This window comes from Butyrivibrio sp. AE2032 (genome assembly GCF_000702965.1).
Window position 1 is genome coordinate 1699591 of the sequence record NZ_JNLF01000005.1, and the last position, 19154, is coordinate 1718744.

18 protein-coding genes are annotated in these 19154 nt (G+C 51.3%); 11 read left to right on the forward strand and 7 right to left on the reverse strand.

The features are described from left to right. Positions 1–22 precede the first annotated feature (22 nt). Positions 23–2353 carry a PEP/pyruvate-binding domain-containing protein gene (locus BO18_RS36170; protein WP_034450433.1) on the reverse strand — a complete coding sequence of 777 codons (2331 nt, stop codon included), beginning with the start codon at positions 2351–2353 and terminating at the stop codon, positions 23–25. A gap of 1 nt (position 2354) precedes the next feature. Continuing rightward, positions 2355–2933, reverse strand: coding sequence for a hypothetical protein (locus tag BO18_RS25175; protein WP_034450434.1), 579 nt, complete (start codon positions 2931–2933; stop codon positions 2355–2357). A gap of 179 nt (positions 2934–3112) precedes the next feature. On the opposite strand from BO18_RS25175, the gene BO18_RS25180 reads away from it, so the two are divergent. The 5 genes from BO18_RS25180 (at position 3113) to BO18_RS25200 (ending at position 7600) form a co-directional block, all read left to right on the forward strand. Beyond that, the gene (locus BO18_RS25180) at positions 3113–4654 is read left to right on the forward strand and encodes a substrate-binding domain-containing protein (protein ID WP_242856605.1); all 1542 of its coding nucleotides are present in this window, start codon (positions 3113–3115) and stop codon (positions 4652–4654) included. 176 nt (positions 4655–4830) lie between these two features. Then, the gene (locus tag BO18_RS25185) at positions 4831–5748 is read left to right on the forward strand and encodes an aldo/keto reductase (RefSeq protein WP_034450435.1); all 918 of its coding nucleotides are present in this window, start codon (positions 4831–4833) and stop codon (positions 5746–5748) included. A gap of 130 nt (positions 5749–5878) precedes the next feature. Then, positions 5879–6286 carry a pyridoxamine 5'-phosphate oxidase family protein gene (locus BO18_RS25190; protein WP_330379635.1) on the forward strand — a complete coding sequence of 136 codons (408 nt, stop codon included), beginning with the start codon at positions 5879–5881 and terminating at the stop codon, positions 6284–6286. Continuing rightward, a complete protein-coding gene (gene nudC, locus BO18_RS25195) occupies positions 6287–7114 on the forward strand; it encodes an NAD(+) diphosphatase (RefSeq protein WP_034450436.1) in 828 nt (275 codons plus the stop codon). A 111-nt stretch (positions 7115–7225) separates the two neighbouring features. Next, entirely contained in the window at positions 7226–7600 is a 375-nt protein-coding gene (locus tag BO18_RS25200; protein WP_034450438.1) for a hypothetical protein, read from the forward strand. Positions 7601–7603: 3 nt separating this feature from the next. On the opposite strand, the gene BO18_RS25205 is transcribed toward BO18_RS25200, so the two are convergent. Genes BO18_RS25205 through BO18_RS25215 form a run of 3 tightly spaced genes read right to left on the reverse strand, consistent with a single transcriptional unit; the run spans position 7604 to position 10179 of the window. Beyond that, a complete protein-coding gene (locus BO18_RS25205; protein WP_034450439.1) occupies positions 7604–8434 on the reverse strand; it encodes a metal ABC transporter permease in 831 nt (276 codons plus the stop codon). Continuing rightward, positions 8434–9174 (reverse strand): metal ABC transporter ATP-binding protein, encoded by a 741-nt coding sequence (locus tag BO18_RS25210; RefSeq protein WP_051689144.1) that lies wholly within the window; start codon positions 9172–9174, stop codon positions 8434–8436. Before BO18_RS25210 ends, BO18_RS25205 begins: the two co-directional genes overlap by 1 nt. A gap of 6 nt (positions 9175–9180) precedes the next feature. Next, positions 9181–10179 (reverse strand): metal ABC transporter substrate-binding protein, encoded by a 999-nt coding sequence (locus BO18_RS25215; protein ID WP_185752572.1) that lies wholly within the window; start codon positions 10177–10179, stop codon positions 9181–9183. 255 nt (positions 10180–10434) lie between these two features. On the opposite strand from BO18_RS25215, the gene BO18_RS25220 reads away from it, so the two are divergent. From BO18_RS25220 to BO18_RS25230, 3 genes are all read left to right on the forward strand, one after another. Beyond that, on the forward strand, positions 10435–11103 hold the full coding sequence (locus BO18_RS25220; protein WP_034450440.1) for a response regulator transcription factor: 669 nt from the start codon (positions 10435–10437) through the stop codon (positions 11101–11103). Positions 11104–11171: 68 nt separating this feature from the next. Beyond that, on the forward strand, positions 11172–12845 hold the full coding sequence (locus BO18_RS25225) for a sensor histidine kinase (RefSeq protein ID WP_034450441.1): 1674 nt from the start codon (positions 11172–11174) through the stop codon (positions 12843–12845). Between the two features lie 95 nt (positions 12846–12940). Further along, positions 12941–13585 (forward strand): DUF6709 family protein, encoded by a 645-nt coding sequence (locus BO18_RS25230; RefSeq protein WP_034450442.1) that lies wholly within the window; start codon positions 12941–12943, stop codon positions 13583–13585. A gap of 3 nt (positions 13586–13588) precedes the next feature. On the opposite strand, the gene BO18_RS25235 is transcribed toward BO18_RS25230, so the two are convergent. Next, positions 13589–14251 carry a hypothetical protein gene (locus BO18_RS25235; protein ID WP_034450443.1) on the reverse strand — a complete coding sequence of 221 codons (663 nt, stop codon included), beginning with the start codon at positions 14249–14251 and terminating at the stop codon, positions 13589–13591. A 171-nt stretch (positions 14252–14422) separates the two neighbouring features. Here BO18_RS25235 and BO18_RS25240 point away from each other — a divergent pair, with 171 nt between their 5' ends. From BO18_RS25240 to BO18_RS25250, 3 genes are all read left to right on the forward strand, one after another. Continuing rightward, positions 14423–14704: a zinc ribbon domain-containing protein gene (locus tag BO18_RS25240; protein WP_034450444.1), complete on the forward strand. Its 282-nt coding sequence runs from the start codon at positions 14423–14425 to the stop codon at positions 14702–14704. Positions 14705–15002: 298 nt separating this feature from the next. Beyond that, a complete protein-coding gene (fba, locus tag BO18_RS25245) occupies positions 15003–15971 on the forward strand; it encodes a class II fructose-1,6-bisphosphate aldolase (protein WP_034450445.1) in 969 nt (322 codons plus the stop codon). Positions 15972–16547: 576 nt separating this feature from the next. After that, positions 16548–17546, forward strand: coding sequence for a hypothetical protein (locus tag BO18_RS25250; protein WP_034450446.1), 999 nt, complete (start codon positions 16548–16550; stop codon positions 17544–17546). Here the strand turns inward: BO18_RS25250 and BO18_RS25255 are convergent. Then, positions 17465–18934, reverse strand: a complete 1470-nt coding sequence (locus BO18_RS25255) for an MATE family efflux transporter (protein WP_066738449.1) — start codon at positions 18932–18934, stop codon at positions 17465–17467. The genes BO18_RS25250 and BO18_RS25255 overlap by 82 nt on opposite strands. Between the last annotated feature and the right edge of the window lie 220 nt (positions 18935–19154).

The window sequence follows — 19154 nt, forward strand, 5'->3', positions numbered from 1 at the left end:
ATGTCAGGGATTCTTGACCATGCTATTTACCGCTTTCAACAATCGTGACCGTTCCTTTTCCGCCGTCGACCGTAACGACATCGCCGGTCTTGAGGACTGTCGTCGCGTTGCGGCAGCCGACTACTGCGGGGATGCCGAATTCTCTTGCGACGATCGCCGCGTGGGAGAGCGGGGCGCCGATGTCCGTGACTATGGCGGACACCTTATGGAATGCGACTGTCCAGCCGATGTTTGTGGCGCGCGTGACGAGGATCTCGCCCGGGATTATCTCTTCTGTCTGACTTACATCATCTATGACGCGGACTGTTCCCGTGACCACTCCCGCGGCGCCGGCAAAGCCTTTGACGTCGGACGGGAGATCCGCACCCGCGGTGCTGCCGCTTACGAAAATGTCGTAACGTCTGCCGGGATCTTTGAGCCACCCGTCGGGATCGAACCTGCCGACTACAAGGTTAGGGAAGGACGGATATGAGAGGTAACGCGAATAGGATTCCCTGCGCGCGGGGATGAACTCAAGTGCGGTCTTATCGCCCTTTAAGAGCGAGAACATCTCCTGATAGCTCAGCATGAAGATGTCGTCGCCAAGTCCGTTCAGGGCACCTGCCCTGAGGCAGTATTCCCTGAAGACGCAGAAGATGCGGACGCCCTTGCTGCGGATGTCTTCCCTGAAGTCGTTGGCGTGGATGAATTTTGCTGTCTCTTTGTCGATCCACTTTCGCTTGGAAGGGTACTTTGCCTTGAATTCGGCAAGTGCTTCTTTGTATGCGGCCTCCTGTTCCTCCAGTATCTTATGAAGATCGGGACCGTCTTCCGGGCGGTCTTTGAGGAGCTTGTCCGGGAAGGAAGGATCTTCGTAGGGTCTCGGTTCCATCAGTTCCATCTCGTTGGCTGAGCGGTGGCCGCAGACCCTGATGTATTCCTCACGGGACATCTTTCCTGATGCGACGTCCTCCAAAAGGAGCATCGGCTTCATTGATGCGATAACGCCGACGCAGCCGGTGCATAGGCGGTTTGCCAGGTCCTCGCCGGCGATCTCAGCGATCTTTTTGCGCGTGCCGAAAAGGGGAAGCAGAGACAATCCGCTCTCGGTCATTATCGATGCAAGGCCGTCATTCAGATAGGGCTGCAGCACTTCGTCCCAGAAGCTCATGAGTTCCGTGCTGCTTTCCACCTTTTTTATCTTCAGGATGAGGTCGTCTGATATGGAGTCCAGGTTTTCTACCATCTCGTGCTTTTCTTTTTTCGTGAGGGAAGACCTTTCCTTCGGGAAGAAGAGCAGCTTTAGTTTGTGCATGAAATCCTTTTTGTCGAAAGGGGATAACGGTATCTCAATGCCGGAAGGGATCTCGCCCACGAGATCGCGTACTGATCCGTATGCTTTTGCGGGCGTCTCTCCGAAGCTTACGAGGAGCGAGCACATGACGGATATGTTCATGTACGCCTGGCCGCAGACATTGTCGAGCCAGTCGGGGAGTCCCAATACGTCGTTGATCTTTTCGAGCACGCTGAAGGTCATGGGGCTTACGGGCTTCATGAAGATCTCGCCGACGTTGGTCTTGGTGAGGAGCTTGTAGCCCGAGCGGGTTCCGTTGATGTCGTAATCTTTTACCGAGTGTCTGGTAAGTGTCGTGATGGGGCGGGCCTGAAGGATGTATACACGGCCCCTGGCGACTGCCCATTCGATATCCATCGGGACTTTGTAGAACGAGCGGATTGCGAGCGAATATTTGCGGAGAGTCCCGGCATAGGGCTCCATCTCTTTATTGCCTTCGTAAGAGTATTCGATCGCGCCGATCCTGAATTCTTCGGCATTCTCGCTGCCTGACACGAGCTTCTCGCCTTCGCCTCTGACATAGTTGCCGACGATCCTGTCGTCCTTTCCCGTGATGACGTCAGACGTGAAGATAACGCCCGCGAAGTCCGCATGAACGAACTCCTGGATTACGACGCCGATGCCTTCGACGCCCAGGCCGTTTTGGTCTTTGTAGTTCTCGACGCGCGCGTTCTTTGCCGAAGCGGCGACCGTGGCAACGGCGTCAATGATCCCGTCTTTTGCGACGTCTGTCAGTGTCTCGTACTGCCCTGCGAAAGAATTGTTCTCACCGTCTTCGCCCAGTGCGGAAGACCTTACCGCGTAGGTCTTATTCCCGGAAAGTCCTGCTATGAGCCCGTTAAGCTCGGAAGCCGCTGCGTCCGTAAGCTTCCCGTCCTTAAAAGCGTCCGCGCAGATAACATACCCGGAAGGGATGTTCATCTTGAGGTTCTTCATCATGAGCGACAGGGAAGATGCCTTGCCGCCGGCGTTCCCGAGTTTTGACTCAGGTAATGTTTTCAGATCGAAAATATAGTCCATGTCAGTCTGCCAGCAGGAGGTCTATCCTCATGTCGATGTATTTCTTAAGTTCTTTGTCTTTATCAAGGTCGATGCCGAAATCCTTCTTCAGGTCTTCCTTCCTGCACACGATCAGCTGCATCATGGCGGACATCTCATATGCGATCAGTCTGCATTCCTTGTCGGTCTTCTTGCCGGCGTAGTGTTTCTTAACGTATTGGAAGCTGAAGGATTCCTGCGAGAGGTCCCTGTTGAAGAGGACGTAACCTGAGATGGCCTTGGTGAATTTGGGGTTCTCGACCAGGCATTTCGCGACTATGAAATGGAGCTTTTTCAAAAGCTCCTTCGGGGCGATGTCCGATGCAAGGAGCTTTGCCACCTCGGTCTCTTTGAGGAAGCTCATGTACTGCTTCTGAAACGTCTGGTAGATGAGGTTCTCCCTTGAGCCGAAGCAATAGTTGATCATGGAGGGCTTGGTGCCCGCGCGCTCGGCGATCTGCCTGGACGTGACGTTGAGCGGATCATCCGCTTCTTCCATCAGTCCGAAAGTCGCGTCGATCAGTTTGTCCTTTGTGATGTTGAGTTTCTCGTCCTTCTGCATGGGGCGCCTCCGATTATTGAACGTGTTCAAAAACAAAGATATCACATAAGGAAACGCTCTTCAATATGTTTCGGGTAATACCTTTGCGGATGATATAATTATAAAGTCCGGATCAGGGTCAGAGTCCCAAGGCCGGCTGTTGTTTATGGGGATGCCGGAATGTTTTCGGGAGGCGCGTTATGAAAGCGATAAAAGTCATTGCTGCCGTTATGTCGATAGTGCTGCTCGCGGGAGCGGCGGGTTGCGATTCCGCAGGCGATTCAAAAGCAAAAAAACAGATGGAAGAGACTCTCGATTCCTACATGCAGAGGGTCTTTGACGACAGGCCTGCAGGCCGTTATGTTGACACAAAGGAAGAGGCGACTTTCAGCGTTACGGAGGAACAGAACGAGATCTGCTGTGCGGTCCAGGAAACCGCTTCTTATGAGGTCTTGAGATCAGAGATAACCGAGAAGGACAGGGAAGGAAAGATCCTCATAGAATTCAAATACGCGGATGCCGAGAAGATCTCAGACGGCCGTTACGATTACGAGCTCTATGACATTGTCGACGAGATAAAGAAAGTACCCGAAAAGAAGAAGCTCAAGGAAGAGTTCGAGTTCAAGATGGTCTGTGACGACGGCGAATGGCTCGTTTCCAAAAAGTCCGACGCCAAGTTCAAAGATTTCCTGCATAGCATCGTGGACGATATCGAGTTAAGGGAAGAGATAATCGATCCGGGCGTATACGCATATAATGGAAAAGTCGGAATATCGATGCCCACGGACCTGCTGAAAAGATGGGACGATGACGGCCATCTCCTGCAAGAGAAACTTGAGAACATGGGTTATGAAGTTGAGCTCAGATATGCGGATAACTCCGTGGCAACGCAGAAGAGCCAGATCGGGAACCTTATAGCGTCAGGCTGCGGAGTGCTCGTTATTGCTGCGATCGATTCTGTTGCACTGGGTGACGAGCTTGCCCTGGCTGCCGAAAACGGTGTCACGGTCATAGCTTATGACCGCCTCATCAAGGACACTCAATATGTCGATTACTATATGACGTTCGACCAGTATGCGGTCGGCGCTATCCAGGCGACATATGCCATAAACGCGCTCGGCATCGAAGGTTCTTCCGATACCTTCAGGTTCGAATTTACCGCCGGCGATCCGAGTGACGAATATGCCCGCCTTTTCTACGCCGGAGCCTATGACGTTCTTGAGCCCTACATCGATCAGGGCCGTATCGTGGTCGTTTCCGGCCAGACCGATTTCATGGATGTCGCGACATCTGCATGGAGTACCGATAAAGCCCAGGCGAGAGCCGAGAACATCCTTGCGGCATATTATGACAAAGGCGATGTGATCGACGCGTGGATATGCTCCAATGACTCGACGGCGCTGGGCGTCATAAATGCTCTCGACGGTTTTTATACGGGTGATAAATATCCTGTCATCACAGGCCAGGACTGCGACATAGTCAACGTAAAGCACATCCTTAACGGCAAGCAGGCAATGTCCGTGTTCAAGGACACGCGTAACCTTGTCGGGCGGACTGCCGATATAGTCGATCAGATCATGTACGGCAGCATCAGCAATGTTGTTCCTGATGACACGACCACATATAACAACGGCAAAAAGACCGTTCCGGCTTTTTTCTGTGAACCTGTCTTTGTCACTGCAGACAACTACCATGAGATCCTTATAGATTCCGGCTACTACAGGGAGTCGGATTTCGGGTGACGGATCAGAACAGCTGAAAAACGGAGGAAAAGTTATGGTCAGACACGTTATAGTATGGACGCTTAAGGACGAATATTCCGATTCGAAGTGTGAGACTTCATTTTGAAGGTGTCTTAACAAACATCAAGGCGCGATTCCCGGAAGCGTGGTAAAGTCTCAGGCAGGAGGTGGACATCATGAAAGACATCCTGATCGGCACATGGGCGTGGGGCTCCGGAATGAACGGTTCCTCGATGGTTTTCGGAAAGAAGCAGGACGCAGAAGTACTGAAGAAATCGTTCGAGGAAGCGGTAAAGCTCGGATTCCTGAACTGGGACACGGCGGCGGTTTACGGCATGGGCTCGTGCGAGACGCTGCTCGGAACACTTATCAAAGGGCACGGCGACATATTCATTTCGACAAAGTTTATGCCCGCAAAGAAATACAAGAGCGGTGAGCTTACAAAGTCTTTCGGTGAGAGCATGGCCAGGCTCGGCAGGGATAACTGCGACCTGTTCTGGATACACGTTCCAAACAATCTGGAAGCGAACCTGGCGGAAGCGGTACCGCTCATGAAAGCCGGAAAGATAAAGGCTATCGGCACTTCAAACGTGTCGCTCGAACACATAAAGAAGGCGCAGGAGTTCCTGGCGAAAGAAGGACTTAAACTCGGCGCGGTCCAAAACCATTTCAGCCTTTTGAGGAACGATCAGCAGCCTATAATCGACTACTGCAATGCAAACGGTATCCGTTACTATGCCTATATGGTCCTCGAGCAGGGCGCTCTCTCGGGACACTACAGCGCAAAGAACCATTTCCCGGTCTTTTCGTTTAGGAACTTATTATTTCCAAAATCCAAATTTGTCAGGATAGAAGGTCTTCTCAGCTGCATGCGCGGCATCGCTGAAAAGCACGGCATTGACCCGTCGCAGGTGCCCATTCTCTGGGCTCTATCCAAAGGCGCGCTGCCCATAGTCGGCATCACCAAACCGTCGCATGTGCAAAAACTCGCCGAAGCGATCGATGTGGTCCTCTCCGATGAAGAGCTCGCACTGATCGAAAAGGAAGCCGCCGCGACAGGCCTCAGGCAGCAGGGGTCATGGGAACCGCAGTGATATTTGATGACAGCTGCTTGAAGACATGAAGAAGATAATAGCTGAAGCTGAAGGGAAGAATCCGGAGTGATTATCAAGAAAATTAGCGGTAGAATCTAAAACAGAAAACACGCAGAAAGGAACCATTACCATGGCAGGCATTGAAAAAGTTTGTGAATTCTTAGAAAAGACAAAGACATATTATCTGGCGACAGTCGACGGCGACCAGCCGAGAGTAAGACCGTTCGGAACAGTACTCGTTTACGACGGAAAGCTCTATATCCAGACAGGCAAGGTAAAGCCCGTTTCAAAGCAGCTCGCTGCAAATCCCAAGGCTGAGATCTGTGCTTTCGACGGTGAGACTGGCACATGGCTCCGCGTTGCAGGCGAACTCATCAACGACGATTCCCGCGACGTTAAGGTAGCAATGCTCGACAAGCACCCTGAGCTCAAGTTCATGTACAGCGCTGACGACGACAACACCCAGGTTCTTTATTTCAAGGATGCCACAGCTACGTTCAGCTCATTTACCGCTGCTCCGGAGACGTTCACTTTCTAAATGATCCAGGATATACAACCGCATAAGCTGATAAACCGTTACGACCCTGCGCGGAGGGCCGCTGATGAGAGTCTCATCATTGTCATGAAGGGCGATGAGGTTCTGGTAAACGGCGATCTGTTTCCGCGGCTTTCTGAGCTGGGCACAGACGCTGACCGTCTCATCTATCTTTTCGAGTTCGAAGGCGAGAATGAATACTTCCTGCTCGACGTGACGGGCGATGAGGGTTTTGCTGTGCCCGGAGGATATGAATTCGTCAACGTACGCGCCTTCAGGCGTTCCGGTACGGCGAAAAAGAGCAGGGTGTTCCTGGCTCATACGGCATATCAGCTTGCCCGATGGTACAGGGACAACGCATACTGCGGAAGGTGCGGGAAGAAGACGCGCCTTGATGACACCGAGCGCGCGATCCGCTGTGAGTGCGGCAATCTGGTCTACCCCAGGATAATCCCTGCGGTCATCGTCGGCATCACTAACGGGGATAAGATCCTTGTGACCAAGTACAAGACCGGCTTTGCCCATTTCGCGCTCGTGGCCGGATTTACGGAGATCGGCGAGACGCTCGAGCAGACCGTTGCGCGCGAGGCGATGGAGGAGACAGGCCTGAAGGTTAAGAATATCCGTTACTACAAGTCGCAGCCGTGGGGTATCGTCGATGATATCCTCGTCGGGTTCTATTGCGATGTCGACGGCGATGACACGATAAGGATGGATGAGGGCGAACTCAAGGTCGCCGAGTGGCGTACGAGGGAAGAGATCGAGCTCCAGCCGGATGACTACAGCCTTACCAACGAGATGATGAAGATGTTCAAGGAAGGCAAAGTCTGACGTGGCAAGCTGCTCCAAAATATCGAAAAACGATAAAAATATATTGAAATTCATTTTCAATCATGCTAATATCCTTCCATAAGGAAGCAAAACACTAACGGAGTGACCGGCATGGAAAAGTCATATCTCGACGACAATGATTACGGCATAGAAGATGGCGGTTATACCGACAGCCAGGCGAAGAAAACATGCATCATCTCGCTTTTTTTGAGATATGCGGCTCCGGTGATCCTCATGCTTGTTTTCGGTCTTTCTGTCGTCATCAGAGCTATGAATCAGGATGACGTGAATTCGGCGGGACCGAATTTTCTGCCGTTTATCCTGATGTTTGTCTCGTATGTCCTTTCCTGGGTGCTTATGGGCAAAGTCCGCCACAGCAGGCGTGACTACAAATTTGGAAAGATCTTAATGTGGCTTTATATCGGCGATACGGCACTGTTAATACCCTTATCGATAATCCAGTGGATCTTGCTGATGCAGGACTGATCTTTAGCCTCTGATCTTTCCTATTATTATGCACACTATGAATGCGGCGATGTCGGTAACGACGATCGTTGAACCGACGGGCGTGTTGAGCAGGATCGAGAGTATGATGCCGGAAAGCGCGCAGATGACCGAGATCACTGCGGAGCAGACGGTTACCGAGCGGAAGCTCTTGAAGATGCGCATCGCCGACAAAGCGGGGAAGATGACCAGCGCGGATACGAGGAGCGAACCGACCAGGTTCATCGCGAGAACGATGATGACAGCGATTATCGTTGCTATCAGGAGATTCAAAAGATTCGTTTTTGTGCCGACCGCCTTCGCGAAACTCTCATCGAAAGTCACGGCAAAGAACCTGTTGTAGAAGCAGACGAAAAGCACGACCACGACAATGGAGAGCACTATGCTCAGGATGACCTCGGATTTTGTGAGCGTGAGGATCTTCATCGAGCCGAAGAGCGTGGTGCAAACGTCCCCCGAGATGTTTGATGAGGACGGGAAAATATTCATCAGCAGATAGCCGACCGCCAGAGCGCCGACCGATATCATGGCTATCGCGGCGTCGCCCTTTATCTTGGTATTCTGGCCTGTCCACAGGAGAAGGATCGCGCATACGATCGTGATCGGCAGTGTCAGAATCATCTTGTCGGTGAGTCCGACGACGGCGGCGATCGCCATCGCGCCGAAAGCTACGTGCGACAGTCCGTCGCCTATGTATGAGAACCTCTTAAGTACCAGGATGACGCCGAGAAGGGACGAGCAGAGCGCGATCAGGACGCCGACGATGAGCGCGTATCTTACGAACGGATAGGCGAGGTAAGTGACGAGAGTATTCATTACTTTATCTCACCTCCCTTGGAATCAGAGTTTCCTGCGGCCGGAGAGCTGCCCTCGAGATAAGAGCTTCCCGCAGCCGACTTCTTATAGTCTTCGACGGTGCCGAAAAAGAATTCATTTCCGATGTGCAGGATGTGCTTTGCGTATCTGACCGAAGACGCGATGTCGTGCGAGATCATGATCACCGTGATGCCTTCGTCGTTGAGTTTTTTGATGAGCTCATACATCTCATTCGTTACGAGCGGATCCAGACCTGCGACGGGCTCGTCCAGGAGAAGCATCTTCTCTGTGGCGCAGAGTGCCCTTGCCAGGAGGACCCGCTGCTGCTGTCCGCCCGAGAGGTCCCTGTAGCACCATTTCGCCAGGTCGCTTATTCCTAAGCGCTCCATGTTTTTCTGCGCTTCCTTTTTCGCCTGCTTCGAGTAGAAAAGGTGCATTCCGAGGCTGTTCTGGCACCCGGAAAGGACGACTTCGGATACCGAAGCCGGGAAGTCTTTCTGTACGACGGTCTGCTGCGGCAGATACCCGATCTTTGAAGCGGTCAGGTCATCACCGTATTCTATGGTGCCGGCGAGGGGCTTCTGAAGTCGCAGGATCGTTCTCATGAGCGTGGACTTGCCCGCGCCGTTCTCGCCTATGATGCAGAGATAGTCGCCCTTTTCGACATTGAAGCTCAGGTCTTCGGTGAGGGTTATGTTCTCGTAGCCGAGTTTAAGGTTTCTGCATGTCAGCTGATCCATCCTGATTTACCCCAATGCCTTTCTGAGTACTTCCAGATTGCTTTCCATGATCGAAATATACGTGACGCCGTTCCTGCTGTCGGAGGACGTCGTGCTTTGGATCGAATCCATCACCAGGATCTCCTGATCCTTGGATTTTGTATTGTCTGCTATGGTCTGTGCGACCTTGTGGTCCGGTCCTTCTATTACGAGCACCACCTTAAGGCCCAGCTCGTCGAGCTTTCCGGCGAGGAAAACGACCGTCTCAAAGCTCGCTTCGGTCTCTGCCGAGCAGCCTGCGAATGCCGCATAGTAGTTAAGACCGTAGTCGTCCGTCAGATATCTGAAAGGGAATCTGTCGCCGAAAAGGACCGTGTCCTTGCTGCCGTTCTTTACGGCTTCGGCATACTTCCCGTCGAGCTCCGCGAGCTTTTTATTATAGTTTCCAGCATTTTTCTTATAGGCTGCCCCGTTGGCCGGATCGGCTTTTTCCATTGCGCCGGCGATGCCTGTCACGATCACCTGTGCATTCTTTAAAGAGAGCCAGACGTGCTCATCGTATTCAGCTTCGTCATTGTCTTCGCAAGCTTCGGTCTCCATGCCTTCGACGATCTCTTCCTCAACGACGCGGCCGTCCAGAAGTTCCATCATGTTTACGACCTGCATGTCCTTGTTGACGGCTTCTTTAAGCGCGTCTTCGACCCATCCGTCCGACTCGCCGCCGACATAAACGAAAACGTCGCACGAAGAGATGTTTATTATGTCCTTTGCCGTCGGCTGGAAGCTGTGCATGTCGGCACCGTTGTCCAAAAGGAGCGTTAAGTCGATGTCATTTATTCTGTCGCCCGCGATCTCACGGACCCAGTCGTACCCGGAAAAGACTGTTGCGACGACCTTGAGCCTGCCGCCGTTTCCGTTGCCGCTGCCTGAACCGGCCGCGGAACAAGCGCAGGATGCGAAAAGCATTCCCGCCGTCAGCATGGCCGTAATGGTCTTTTTCAGGTTGTGAGTTCCGATAAAACGCATGATTCCTCTAAAGGTTCAGATTGCACGGTTTTTCTTTATATAAGAAAAGGGTACGGAAACGTATTATATGGGCGGGGTGTTGGAGTGTCAATATGAAACTGATTATCAATTTCAAAAAATTACAATTGGTTTTTGCCGGGCCTTTACCCGTGTCTTTACGTTCATGTTCCCGAATTGTGCCCGAAATACTCCCATTCCCAAAACGATACACTAACGATACACTGAACTAGTAACATACTCTTGACGGAGGTTCTCATGTACAGGGTTTTGCTCGTCGAAGACGACAGTCAGATAAGAGAGGTCATCGGGGATTACTTCAAAAGGCGCGACAAGATCACGCTCGATCTTGCCGGGGACGGCAACATAGGTTTGTCGAAGATCCTTAATGAATCCTACGATCTCATACTTCTCGACATCATGATGCCGGGACTGGACGGGTTTGAACTCTGCAGGATCATCAGGAAGAAGTCGGACATACCGGTCGTCTTTCTGACGGGAAAGGTCAGGGAAGAGGATATCCTGTACGGCTATGAACTCGGTGCGGACGACTACATCGTCAAGCCGTTTTCGATCGCCGTGCTGTACAGCAAGCTCCTGGCTCTCCTGGAAAGGACGGCACCGGAAAAGCCGGTAAGGAAGATCATTTCGAGCGGACAGATCGTCATTGATCCTCTTAAGTTCGAAGTGCGCGTGGCAGGCGAGGTCATAGATCTCCCGCCGAAGGAATACGCGATCCTGAAGTACATGATGGAGCACCCCGGCGTGGCGGTCACGAGAAAGATACTGCTCGCCGTGGCCTGGGGCGGTGACGACTTTATCACCGAGCGCGTCATCGACAACCGCGTGAAGAATCTCCGTAAAAAGCTCCGGAAAGAGGGAGCCAGGATAAAGACGCTCATCGGCGTGGGATACAGGTTCGACTGACATACCTGCCTGAAAGCGTAAAGGCAAAAAGGTTCCTTCAGAGGGGTTCGATCTTGGGGAGAAGTTATATGAAAAGAAAAACATACTTCAGTTTCGCGGCCGGTAGGGTCATTGCCGGACTTACAGTCGCCGGCATGGTCTTCGCCGGACTGTCATTTTATCTTCACAGCGTATACGATCAGTCGCTTTTTGACGGCTTCACCAATATAGGCGAAAAATACCGGACCATGACGGAAAGCTACGCAGACGGAAAGTTCGGTGATGTCTTTATCGACATCTTCACGGATCTTTATTGTTCCGATTATTTAAAGATCTCAGAGGTTAATGAGGACGGGAGCTTTGAGACAATTTACGAGACCGATTACAGAGTCTGTCCGCTCGAGAAGAGCATCCGCGAATGGTTTTATATTACGGACGATGAGGAGCTCCTGGCATTGGGCGACAGGACCGATGTGGTAAACGATAACGACTGGACGATACACTATGTTAAGAGCAGCGAGATCGGCAGCATCGACTTCGATTACGATCCGTACCTCGGTAACAGCTGGAACGAGACGGCTCTGTCTGATGCTTACAGTTATTCGAACGGCTTTTACAGAGCGGCATCAGAGTTTGGCAGCCTGTTTCAGTACAGACTTCCGTCCGTGGAGACGTACTATGTTGAAGGCAACACCCTCCATATCGGCAAGGTAATTGAGGTAGACGGCTACGGAACCGGGTTTCTAGGAAGCAGGTCCAAAGACTTTACGGATCCTTCCAAAGCGGATCTTTATATAAACCAGGACGGCGATATCGTCCAAATGATGGACATCTACAGACTGACTCCCCGCCCGGACAGATTTCTGGAGCAGCATTCGGATATCTTTCTTGCCAAAAACACGTCAGAACTCTTCCGTTTAAAGGCCGAAGAGGACGACAGGGTCTGGAGCGACACCGAGGATTATCACAAGTACAAGGCGAGTCTGAGAGACAACGGGCTCTTTGTGCAGGGACAGCTGGAGATCTTCGAGCACAACGGGAAGCAGTATATGCTCGAATATGTCATCACAGCACTGCCGTATACGGAATACTTCAAACCTGTCCTTATATTCCTTGCGGTCATACTGTTCATATTGGGTGCCGGAATTCCCCTTCTTTTGGCGATAAGGCCTTACCATCAGTATAAGAAGGCATACGAGAGCAACATCTTCAAGAATAATCTGATCGACGCTCTCGCCCACAACATGAAGACGCCCCTGCAGATCCTTGGCGGCTATGCCGAGAACCTCAAGGATGTTGAGGACAGCGCCGAGAAAAACCGCTATGCCGAACGGATCCTCACTAAGACATCTGAGATGAACAGGGACATAGAAGGAATCTTAAGGAGTGCGGAGAAGTCCGATATCAGGCTTACGAAAACACCTGTCCGCGCCTGCATCGAAGAGGCCGCTTCAAAGGCCGGTGCCGAAGTCGGCATAAAGGGAGACGGTGTGATCAAGGCGGACAGGGAATACTTCAACATGGCGCTCTTCAATCTGATCGACAATGCCGCGAAATATAAGACCGCCGGTTCAAAGATCGAAGCTGTGATCACCAAAAACGGCATCACGATCACGAATAAGACCGGTGCTGACAAGTTCACTCCGGGCACGGGTCTGGCGATCGCCGGAAGGATCCTGGAGCAGCAAAAGCTCTATCTTGGAACATCGCTGAAAGACGGCGTTTTCGAGGCAAGGATAGGAAAGAAACCGGGAAAGAACTGAGCCGCAGATATATTCCGGGGATACCAGGAATCCCTCACGCAAAAGACTGTCCCTTGTGATACAATATCAGACAGTTTTTGCGTGGGGGAATATTTATGAAAAGCACCGTAAAACTTGCGATCGTCTCAGTCCTTTGCCTGATACTGTTCGGAACATGCGCGTTCTTTATGAGAAACCTGCTGTTCGGAGACATTGCCGGAACATATGAGCAGGCCGCTCCGAACAAATCGGAATACCAGGACAAATGGGTATCCTATGAAGTCATCGCCTGCCTCGGCTGCTATGCGGAAGGCACCGAGTCCTACGCGTTCATCCCCACAGGTCACGAATATTACTATCTCATCTGGATGGCTGACGGCTCGATCATGCCGCTGTCCGTTTCGAAGAAGGCAGACAGGGAATACCTTGATGCCATGACTGACGCCACATATGACTATATCGACGGCATTACCGACGAGATCATGATGGAGCCCAGGACTTTTATAGGCACACTTGACAGCCAGGAGACCGAAGTCCGCAAGTACTATCTCGACACTTTAAGAGAGATCGGCGTTACCGAAGCTGACGGCTGGGTACTGCGCTACGAGCTCCTTGACTGCACGAAGACACGCACAAGCTATATCCTTCTCGTAGGAGCAGTCATGATGATCCCTGTCCTCGGCATCACGATGACCATTGTCACTTCCAGGAAAGAAAAGAAGAAGGCCCAGACCGAGCAGGAGTCATTCCTCCCCAGGTAAGTCTTACAGCATAGCCGGACCGGCTGCGTTTTCAGGTCTGTATTCGAAAAAATAATTGACTATCGGCACGATGAGCCTTGCGTTGGGCTCGTTGAGCGACACGTTGAACACGGGCTTTTTCTCGTCCCTTACGTATATCTGCGCGAAATTACTCATCACAGAGTTCGAGTTGATCGCACGGTCGAAATTGCTCCTGTCGATAACGATGGTCTTCTTGCGCTTCTCGTAAGTGATCTTATCCTTTGTGATGACGAGACCGCATATGTTGGCGGTCGCGCCGTTTTCGATCCTGTTGATCAGACGCTCGCCGACGCTCCTTACGACGATCCTGTAGAACGGGGGGGAGACGGTCTCGAACTCCTCCTTGATGCGCTTATATGTGCCGATGCCGTATGCGGAATATCCGCTGCGCTTGAACTTGTGCTTGGCTCCGTCATAGGTGGTGAAGTCGAAATTGTACGTGAACGACTTGCTGAAGTAGAAGTAGATCATGGACGAGGAATTGAGCGCGCCCGACTGTATGACCGCGATATCGTCGTACTTGATTACGTCACCGTTTATGTCAACGAAAGTATCATAGAAAGTGATCGTCTTGCGGCCCTTGTCGTAAGGCACCACGAACCTTCCGTCATTTACTTCCTGATTCATAGTGAGCTGTTCGTCCATTCCTGCATCCTCCGTAAAGTTGATCGCATAACCCGAAAAGTCTATCGTTTTTGTTCCTTTAATTCAATAAGTGGTCGAAAACGGGAATCCCCCAACACTTGATTTTATATTCCCTCTCGAATATCCTTTGTTTATATTTTTGAACTCTATTTGATCTCGGAGGAATAAACAATGGGAAGTCTGAAACAAGATTGGAAAGAGACCGGTAAGGACTTAGGCGGCGCTTTCAAGCAGCTCGGCAAGTCTATCGTTAAGTCCGGCGCCACAGTTGTCGGAAAGGCAAATGACTGGGCCGAGAGAGACGATGCCAAGGAAGAGGCAAAGAAGGAAGCCGAAGTCATGCAGGCCGTTGAGGAGCGTGAGGCTGCCAAGATCATCTGCCCCCACTGCAATGCAGAACTCGAGAAGGCAGAGGCTTTCTGCCCCAAGTGCGGCGGCAAGCTCGGAGAGTAAGGCTTAAGATAACTGATCGTTCAAAACGAGGCGTCCCGGGTGTTGATCCGGGGCGCCTTTTTGTGTTTCCGGGCCGTGATACCCGCTTTTAAACCTGACATGTCCGGTTCCGGCGTCCCCTGGAGTATGTCAAGACTAACCCGTTTTCGGGCTGAGCGAAAATCATTTGACCGAACAAGCCTCTTTTATATGGAAATCTTCTGTTAATAACACTCACTTTGCCCTTTTTGGCGGTTGAGTTTTGGCGAAAAGATTGTAAGATAAGTACGTTATAAAAAATATCCAGGAGGACATATATATGGCATTGGTAACAACGACTGAGATGTTCAAGAAGGCTTATGACGGCGGTTATGCTGTTGGTGCTTTCAATGTAAACAACATGGAAATCGTTCAGGGAATCACAGAAGCAGCAGGCGAACTCAAGAGCCCTGTTATCCTTCAGGTTTCTAAGGGCGCAAGAGCTTATGCTAATCACACATATCTCGTAAAGCTCGTAGAGGCAGCTATCATCGAGAACCCTGATATCCCGATTGCTCTTCACCTTGACCACGGTGATACATTCGAGCTTTGTAAGTCATGCATCGACGGCGGATTCACATCTGTCATGATCGACGCTTCTTCCAAGTCTTTCGAGGACAACATCGCACTCACAAAGCAGGTTGTTGAGTATGCTCACGACCACGGCGTAGTTGTTGAGGCTGAGCTCGGCACACTCGCAGGCATCGAGGACGAGGTTGTCGTAGAGTCTGGCCACGAGAGCTACACAAGACCTGAAGAGGTTGAGGAATTCGTTTCCAGAACAGGATGCGACTCACTTGCTATCGCTATCGGTACATCACACGGTGCTTATAAGTTCACAGCAGCTCAGTGCACAAGAAATGCTGACGGCATTCTCGTACCTCCGCCGCTCCGTTTCGACGTTCTCGAAGAGTGCATCAAGAGACTCCCTGGTTTCCCGATCGTTCTTCACGGTTCTTCTTCCGTACCTCAGGAATTCGTTAAGATGGTTAACGAGTACGGCGGAAACATGCCTGATGCAGTTGGTATCCCTGAGGAGCAGCTCCGTAAGGCAGCTACACTCGCTGTATGCAAGATCAACATCGACTCCGATATCCGTCTTGCTATGACAGGTACCATCCGTAAGTACTTCGCTGAGCATCCTGATCACTTCGATCCCCGCCAGTACCTTAAGCCCGCTCGTCAGGCAGTTAAGGACATGGTTGCTCACAAGATTAAGTACGTTCTCGGTTCAGAGGGTAAGGCTTGATCCTTATAACTTCAGATTCAGACAACTGATGCAACTTACAGGCCGCTCCCGGGTAACAGTCCCGGGGCGGCTTTTTTAGTGTATGGGTCAGATCTATTTAATTCTTGGTATGCTTTATAGTGGCGGGGCGGTCCGTCGACGTTCATAAGGGAAATTATCCCAAAACGTGAAATTTCGGCTCCGCGGGATAATTTTTGAAGGTGAAATTATCCTAAAAGTTCAAAATGCTTCACTTTGGGATAAATTCTGACTCTTTTTTTATCCCAAACCTCAAGAAAACCTCATTTTGGGATATTTTCGAGCTCAAAATTTATCCCAAAGTCTGGAAAAACGGTCCAATGGGATATTTCTGCACTTCACGGGTATCTCAAAGTTACTTATATCATTGAACTGGGATACTTTCGGCGAATCGAAGAGTGAGGCATCAAAATATTAGCTCCTCTTGTTTCCGTTACCTGTCAAACAGCCGGGGTCAGATTCAAGCCCCGCAGCTGACGTCCATAAAAGCAAAAACACACTTTTCTCTAGTCGCGAAAAGACAATGGTATATAATAGGCCTGTTCGGAGGTTATCATCGTGATCGGTAAAAAGCTTACAGCAGCAATATTGGGCCTGAGTTTCATGTTGTCGGCCGCATCCTGCACTTTCCCGGGCGGGACGGCAGAAACGGAAGATACACATACCAGGAGCACGCGCGCGGAAGTCGAGGAGAATATCGTCGAGACTTCCCAGAAGATCGCTAATGCGCTCGCCAACTGCGACATTGAAGCACTGAGCAAATGCTGTGACCGTGAGCCCAGGCATATCGGCGACGTCATGCCCGTGATAGAAGAGACTGACGACGAAGACGCCAAGCCCGACAAGAAGCTCATGGTCGAGAACATGATCGCCTCCACGATCACCTGCGTCGTCGACAAGAACAGTTATAAGACGGAGTTCTGGAGCGATGAATGCTCGATCGACGCCGTCTTCTCATATAAGGATTATCATAAGGTCCTTCAAGAACAAGACATTTTCTTAAATCCCGGCGATTTCAATTCCAGGCTCATGGACGTGACCGACACGGTCGACATCACGTTTACGCTCAAGTTCAAAAAGCTCGGCAGCAAGACTCTTCTCAAGAACGCCGACGATCTCGCGGAGATATATTCATATACCGACACCACGCTCAATTACATGAAGAGCTTTTTCGACATGGTCGATGATATCTACATGACAGGCGACAAGTGGGATCCGGTCACAGAGAGCTACACCGACACTGATACTTTCGAGATCGTTCTCGAACTGAACGAGCTGGGCCACGAATACATCTGGGAATATGTTTACAGGGTCTCCAACGAGACTTACCCCAAATGGACGCATCTTTTCACGTCCGGCAAGGTTGTCGAAAAATACCCGGACGAGATCCGCGTTATCTACACGCAGGACACCATAATCGAAGAGGGTTTCTACTGCATCCTCTTCTACAATTACTACGATGACACGATCATCGGCTACGAGTTTGACGTATTCACTTCGGATACTTCCGAGACTTCGGAGACCGATGAGGCGGGCGAGACATCCGAACCAGGGTGATTACTGCCGGCATTACCCGCAGCTTCCTCGGCGGCCCATCTCCTGCTTATCTTCTTAAAGATTACTGACGCTATTATGACGCCCGCGATGCCGGCCATGGCCCATGCGAACGGGTCGGAGGCGACGGCGATATAGTAGTTGTGGACATGGATCGAATAAAATGACGTGATCATCCTGGCGCCGAGCTCGACGAAGCCAAGTACTGTGGCGACGCCGGCGTAACCCACGGACTGTATCGTGTTTCTGTAGATGAAGATCAGGGCGAGGAAGAAGTAGCATACCGCGCACTCGATGATATAAGGCATTGCCCACGGTATGTAGACAGATACGTCGACTTCGGTATCGAAAAAGATCCACAGCAGATAACGGAGTGAGAGTATTGCAAAGCCAGCCGCGATGACTGAGTAGACGATGAAGATCTTTATGGCTGCGGAAACGCCCTGCCTGATCCTCTTCATGTTGCGTGCGCCGTAATTCTGGCCGATGTAGGCAGACATGGTCTGGCCGACGGTGAACATTCCCTGGGTGATGATGCCCTGGAACTTGCTCGCGGTCGTGATCGCCGTGACTGCTACGGAATCAAAGGTGTTGAAGGCGCTCTGCATGATGACGGTACCCGAAGCCGTGATGCCGTACTGGATCGCCATCGGTATGCCGAGGCGCAGCTGCTGGCGGATGGTGCGTGAGTCGGGCTTCCAGTCTTCTTTCGAGGGCCTCAGGGTTGGCATCTTCGTGTAGATGTAGATGACGCACGGGATGACGGCGAGCCCCTGTGATATTACGGTCGCGAGAGCTGCACCCCTTGTCTCAAGGCCGAATCCTATTATGAAGAGGAGGTCCAGGCAGACGTTGGTGGCGGCGGAGCAGAGCAGGAAGATAAGCGGCATCTTGCTGTTTCCGATCGCCCTCATCAGGGAGGCGCAGAGGTTGTACATGATCGAGCAGACTATGCCCGAGCAGATTGTCGTGATGTATGCGTATGCGTAGTCGAAAATATCGTCAGGCGTGTTCATCGCCGTCAGAAGCGGCCTCATGATCAGGAGGCTGAACGTGGTGAGGAATGCGGCGACCGCCAGGGAGAGGTAGAAGCCGTTGGTGACGGATGCCTTGACACCTTTGCTGTCCAAAGCCCCGTATTTCTGGCTCGTTACGACGGTGAACCCCGTGACCATTCCGTTTGAAGTGCCCATTACGAGGAACATGATCGTGCCCGTGGAGCCGACGGCGCCGAGCGCCTCCGGATTGACATATCTGCCGACGATGATCGTGTCCACGATGTTATAGAGCTGCTGGGCGATGTTTCCCATCAGGAGCGTCATCGTGAACTTCAGTATGATCGACATGGGCGAACCCTTTGTCATGTCTGTGTCGGTTCTTTTCGGAGCCATATATACCTTCCGGGGTTCATTTTCCGCAATTATAGGACTTTCGTGTTTCACGATAATATCAGAAACCTTGCAAATATATAAGATTAAGTGCTTTTCGGCGATTTGTTAATTGCTTGTTCACATCCTGTTAGTCTCGAAAACAAGAAAAACAAAATAAAAGCGGTTAATATAATGTCGGTCATTTCGGAATTACTGTATATTCAATGCAGTAGCACCTTTG

Coding starts and splice junctions, on each gene's coding strand:
- BO18_RS36170 (WP_034450433.1), bottom strand. CDS start 2,353: ATGGACTATATTTTCGATCTGAAAACATTACCTGAGTCAAAACTCGGG.
- BO18_RS25255 (WP_066738449.1), bottom strand. CDS start 18,934: ATGGCTCCGAAAAGAACCGACACAGACATGACAAAGGGTTCGCCCATG.
- BO18_RS25210 (WP_051689144.1), bottom strand. CDS start 9,174: ATGGATCAGCTGACATGCAGAAACCTTAAACTCGGCTACGAGAACATA.
- BO18_RS25180 (WP_242856605.1), top strand. CDS start 3,113: ATGAAAGCGATAAAAGTCATTGCTGCCGTTATGTCGATAGTGCTGCTC.
- BO18_RS25215 (WP_185752572.1), bottom strand. CDS start 10,179: ATGCGTTTTATCGGAACTCACAACCTGAAAAAGACCATTACGGCCATG.
- BO18_RS25205 (WP_034450439.1), bottom strand. CDS start 8,434: ATGAATACTCTCGTCACTTACCTCGCCTATCCGTTCGTAAGATACGCG.
- BO18_RS25240 (WP_034450444.1), top strand. CDS start 14,423: ATGGGAAGTCTGAAACAAGATTGGAAAGAGACCGGTAAGGACTTAGGC.
- BO18_RS25175 (WP_034450434.1), bottom strand. CDS start 2,933: ATGCAGAAGGACGAGAAACTCAACATCACAAAGGACAAACTGATCGAC.
- BO18_RS25235 (WP_034450443.1), bottom strand. CDS start 14,251: ATGGACGAACAGCTCACTATGAATCAGGAAGTAAATGACGGAAGGTTC.
- nudC (WP_034450436.1), top strand. CDS start 6,287: ATGATCCAGGATATACAACCGCATAAGCTGATAAACCGTTACGACCCT.
- BO18_RS25200 (WP_034450438.1), top strand. CDS start 7,226: ATGGAAAAGTCATATCTCGACGACAATGATTACGGCATAGAAGATGGC.
- BO18_RS25225 (WP_034450441.1), top strand. CDS start 11,172: ATGAAAAGAAAAACATACTTCAGTTTCGCGGCCGGTAGGGTCATTGCC.
- fba (WP_034450445.1), top strand. CDS start 15,003: ATGGCATTGGTAACAACGACTGAGATGTTCAAGAAGGCTTATGACGGC.
- BO18_RS25220 (WP_034450440.1), top strand. CDS start 10,435: ATGTACAGGGTTTTGCTCGTCGAAGACGACAGTCAGATAAGAGAGGTC.
- BO18_RS25230 (WP_034450442.1), top strand. CDS start 12,941: ATGAAAAGCACCGTAAAACTTGCGATCGTCTCAGTCCTTTGCCTGATA.
- BO18_RS25185 (WP_034450435.1), top strand. CDS start 4,831: ATGAAAGACATCCTGATCGGCACATGGGCGTGGGGCTCCGGAATGAAC.
- BO18_RS25190 (WP_330379635.1), top strand. CDS start 5,879: ATGGCAGGCATTGAAAAAGTTTGTGAATTCTTAGAAAAGACAAAGACA.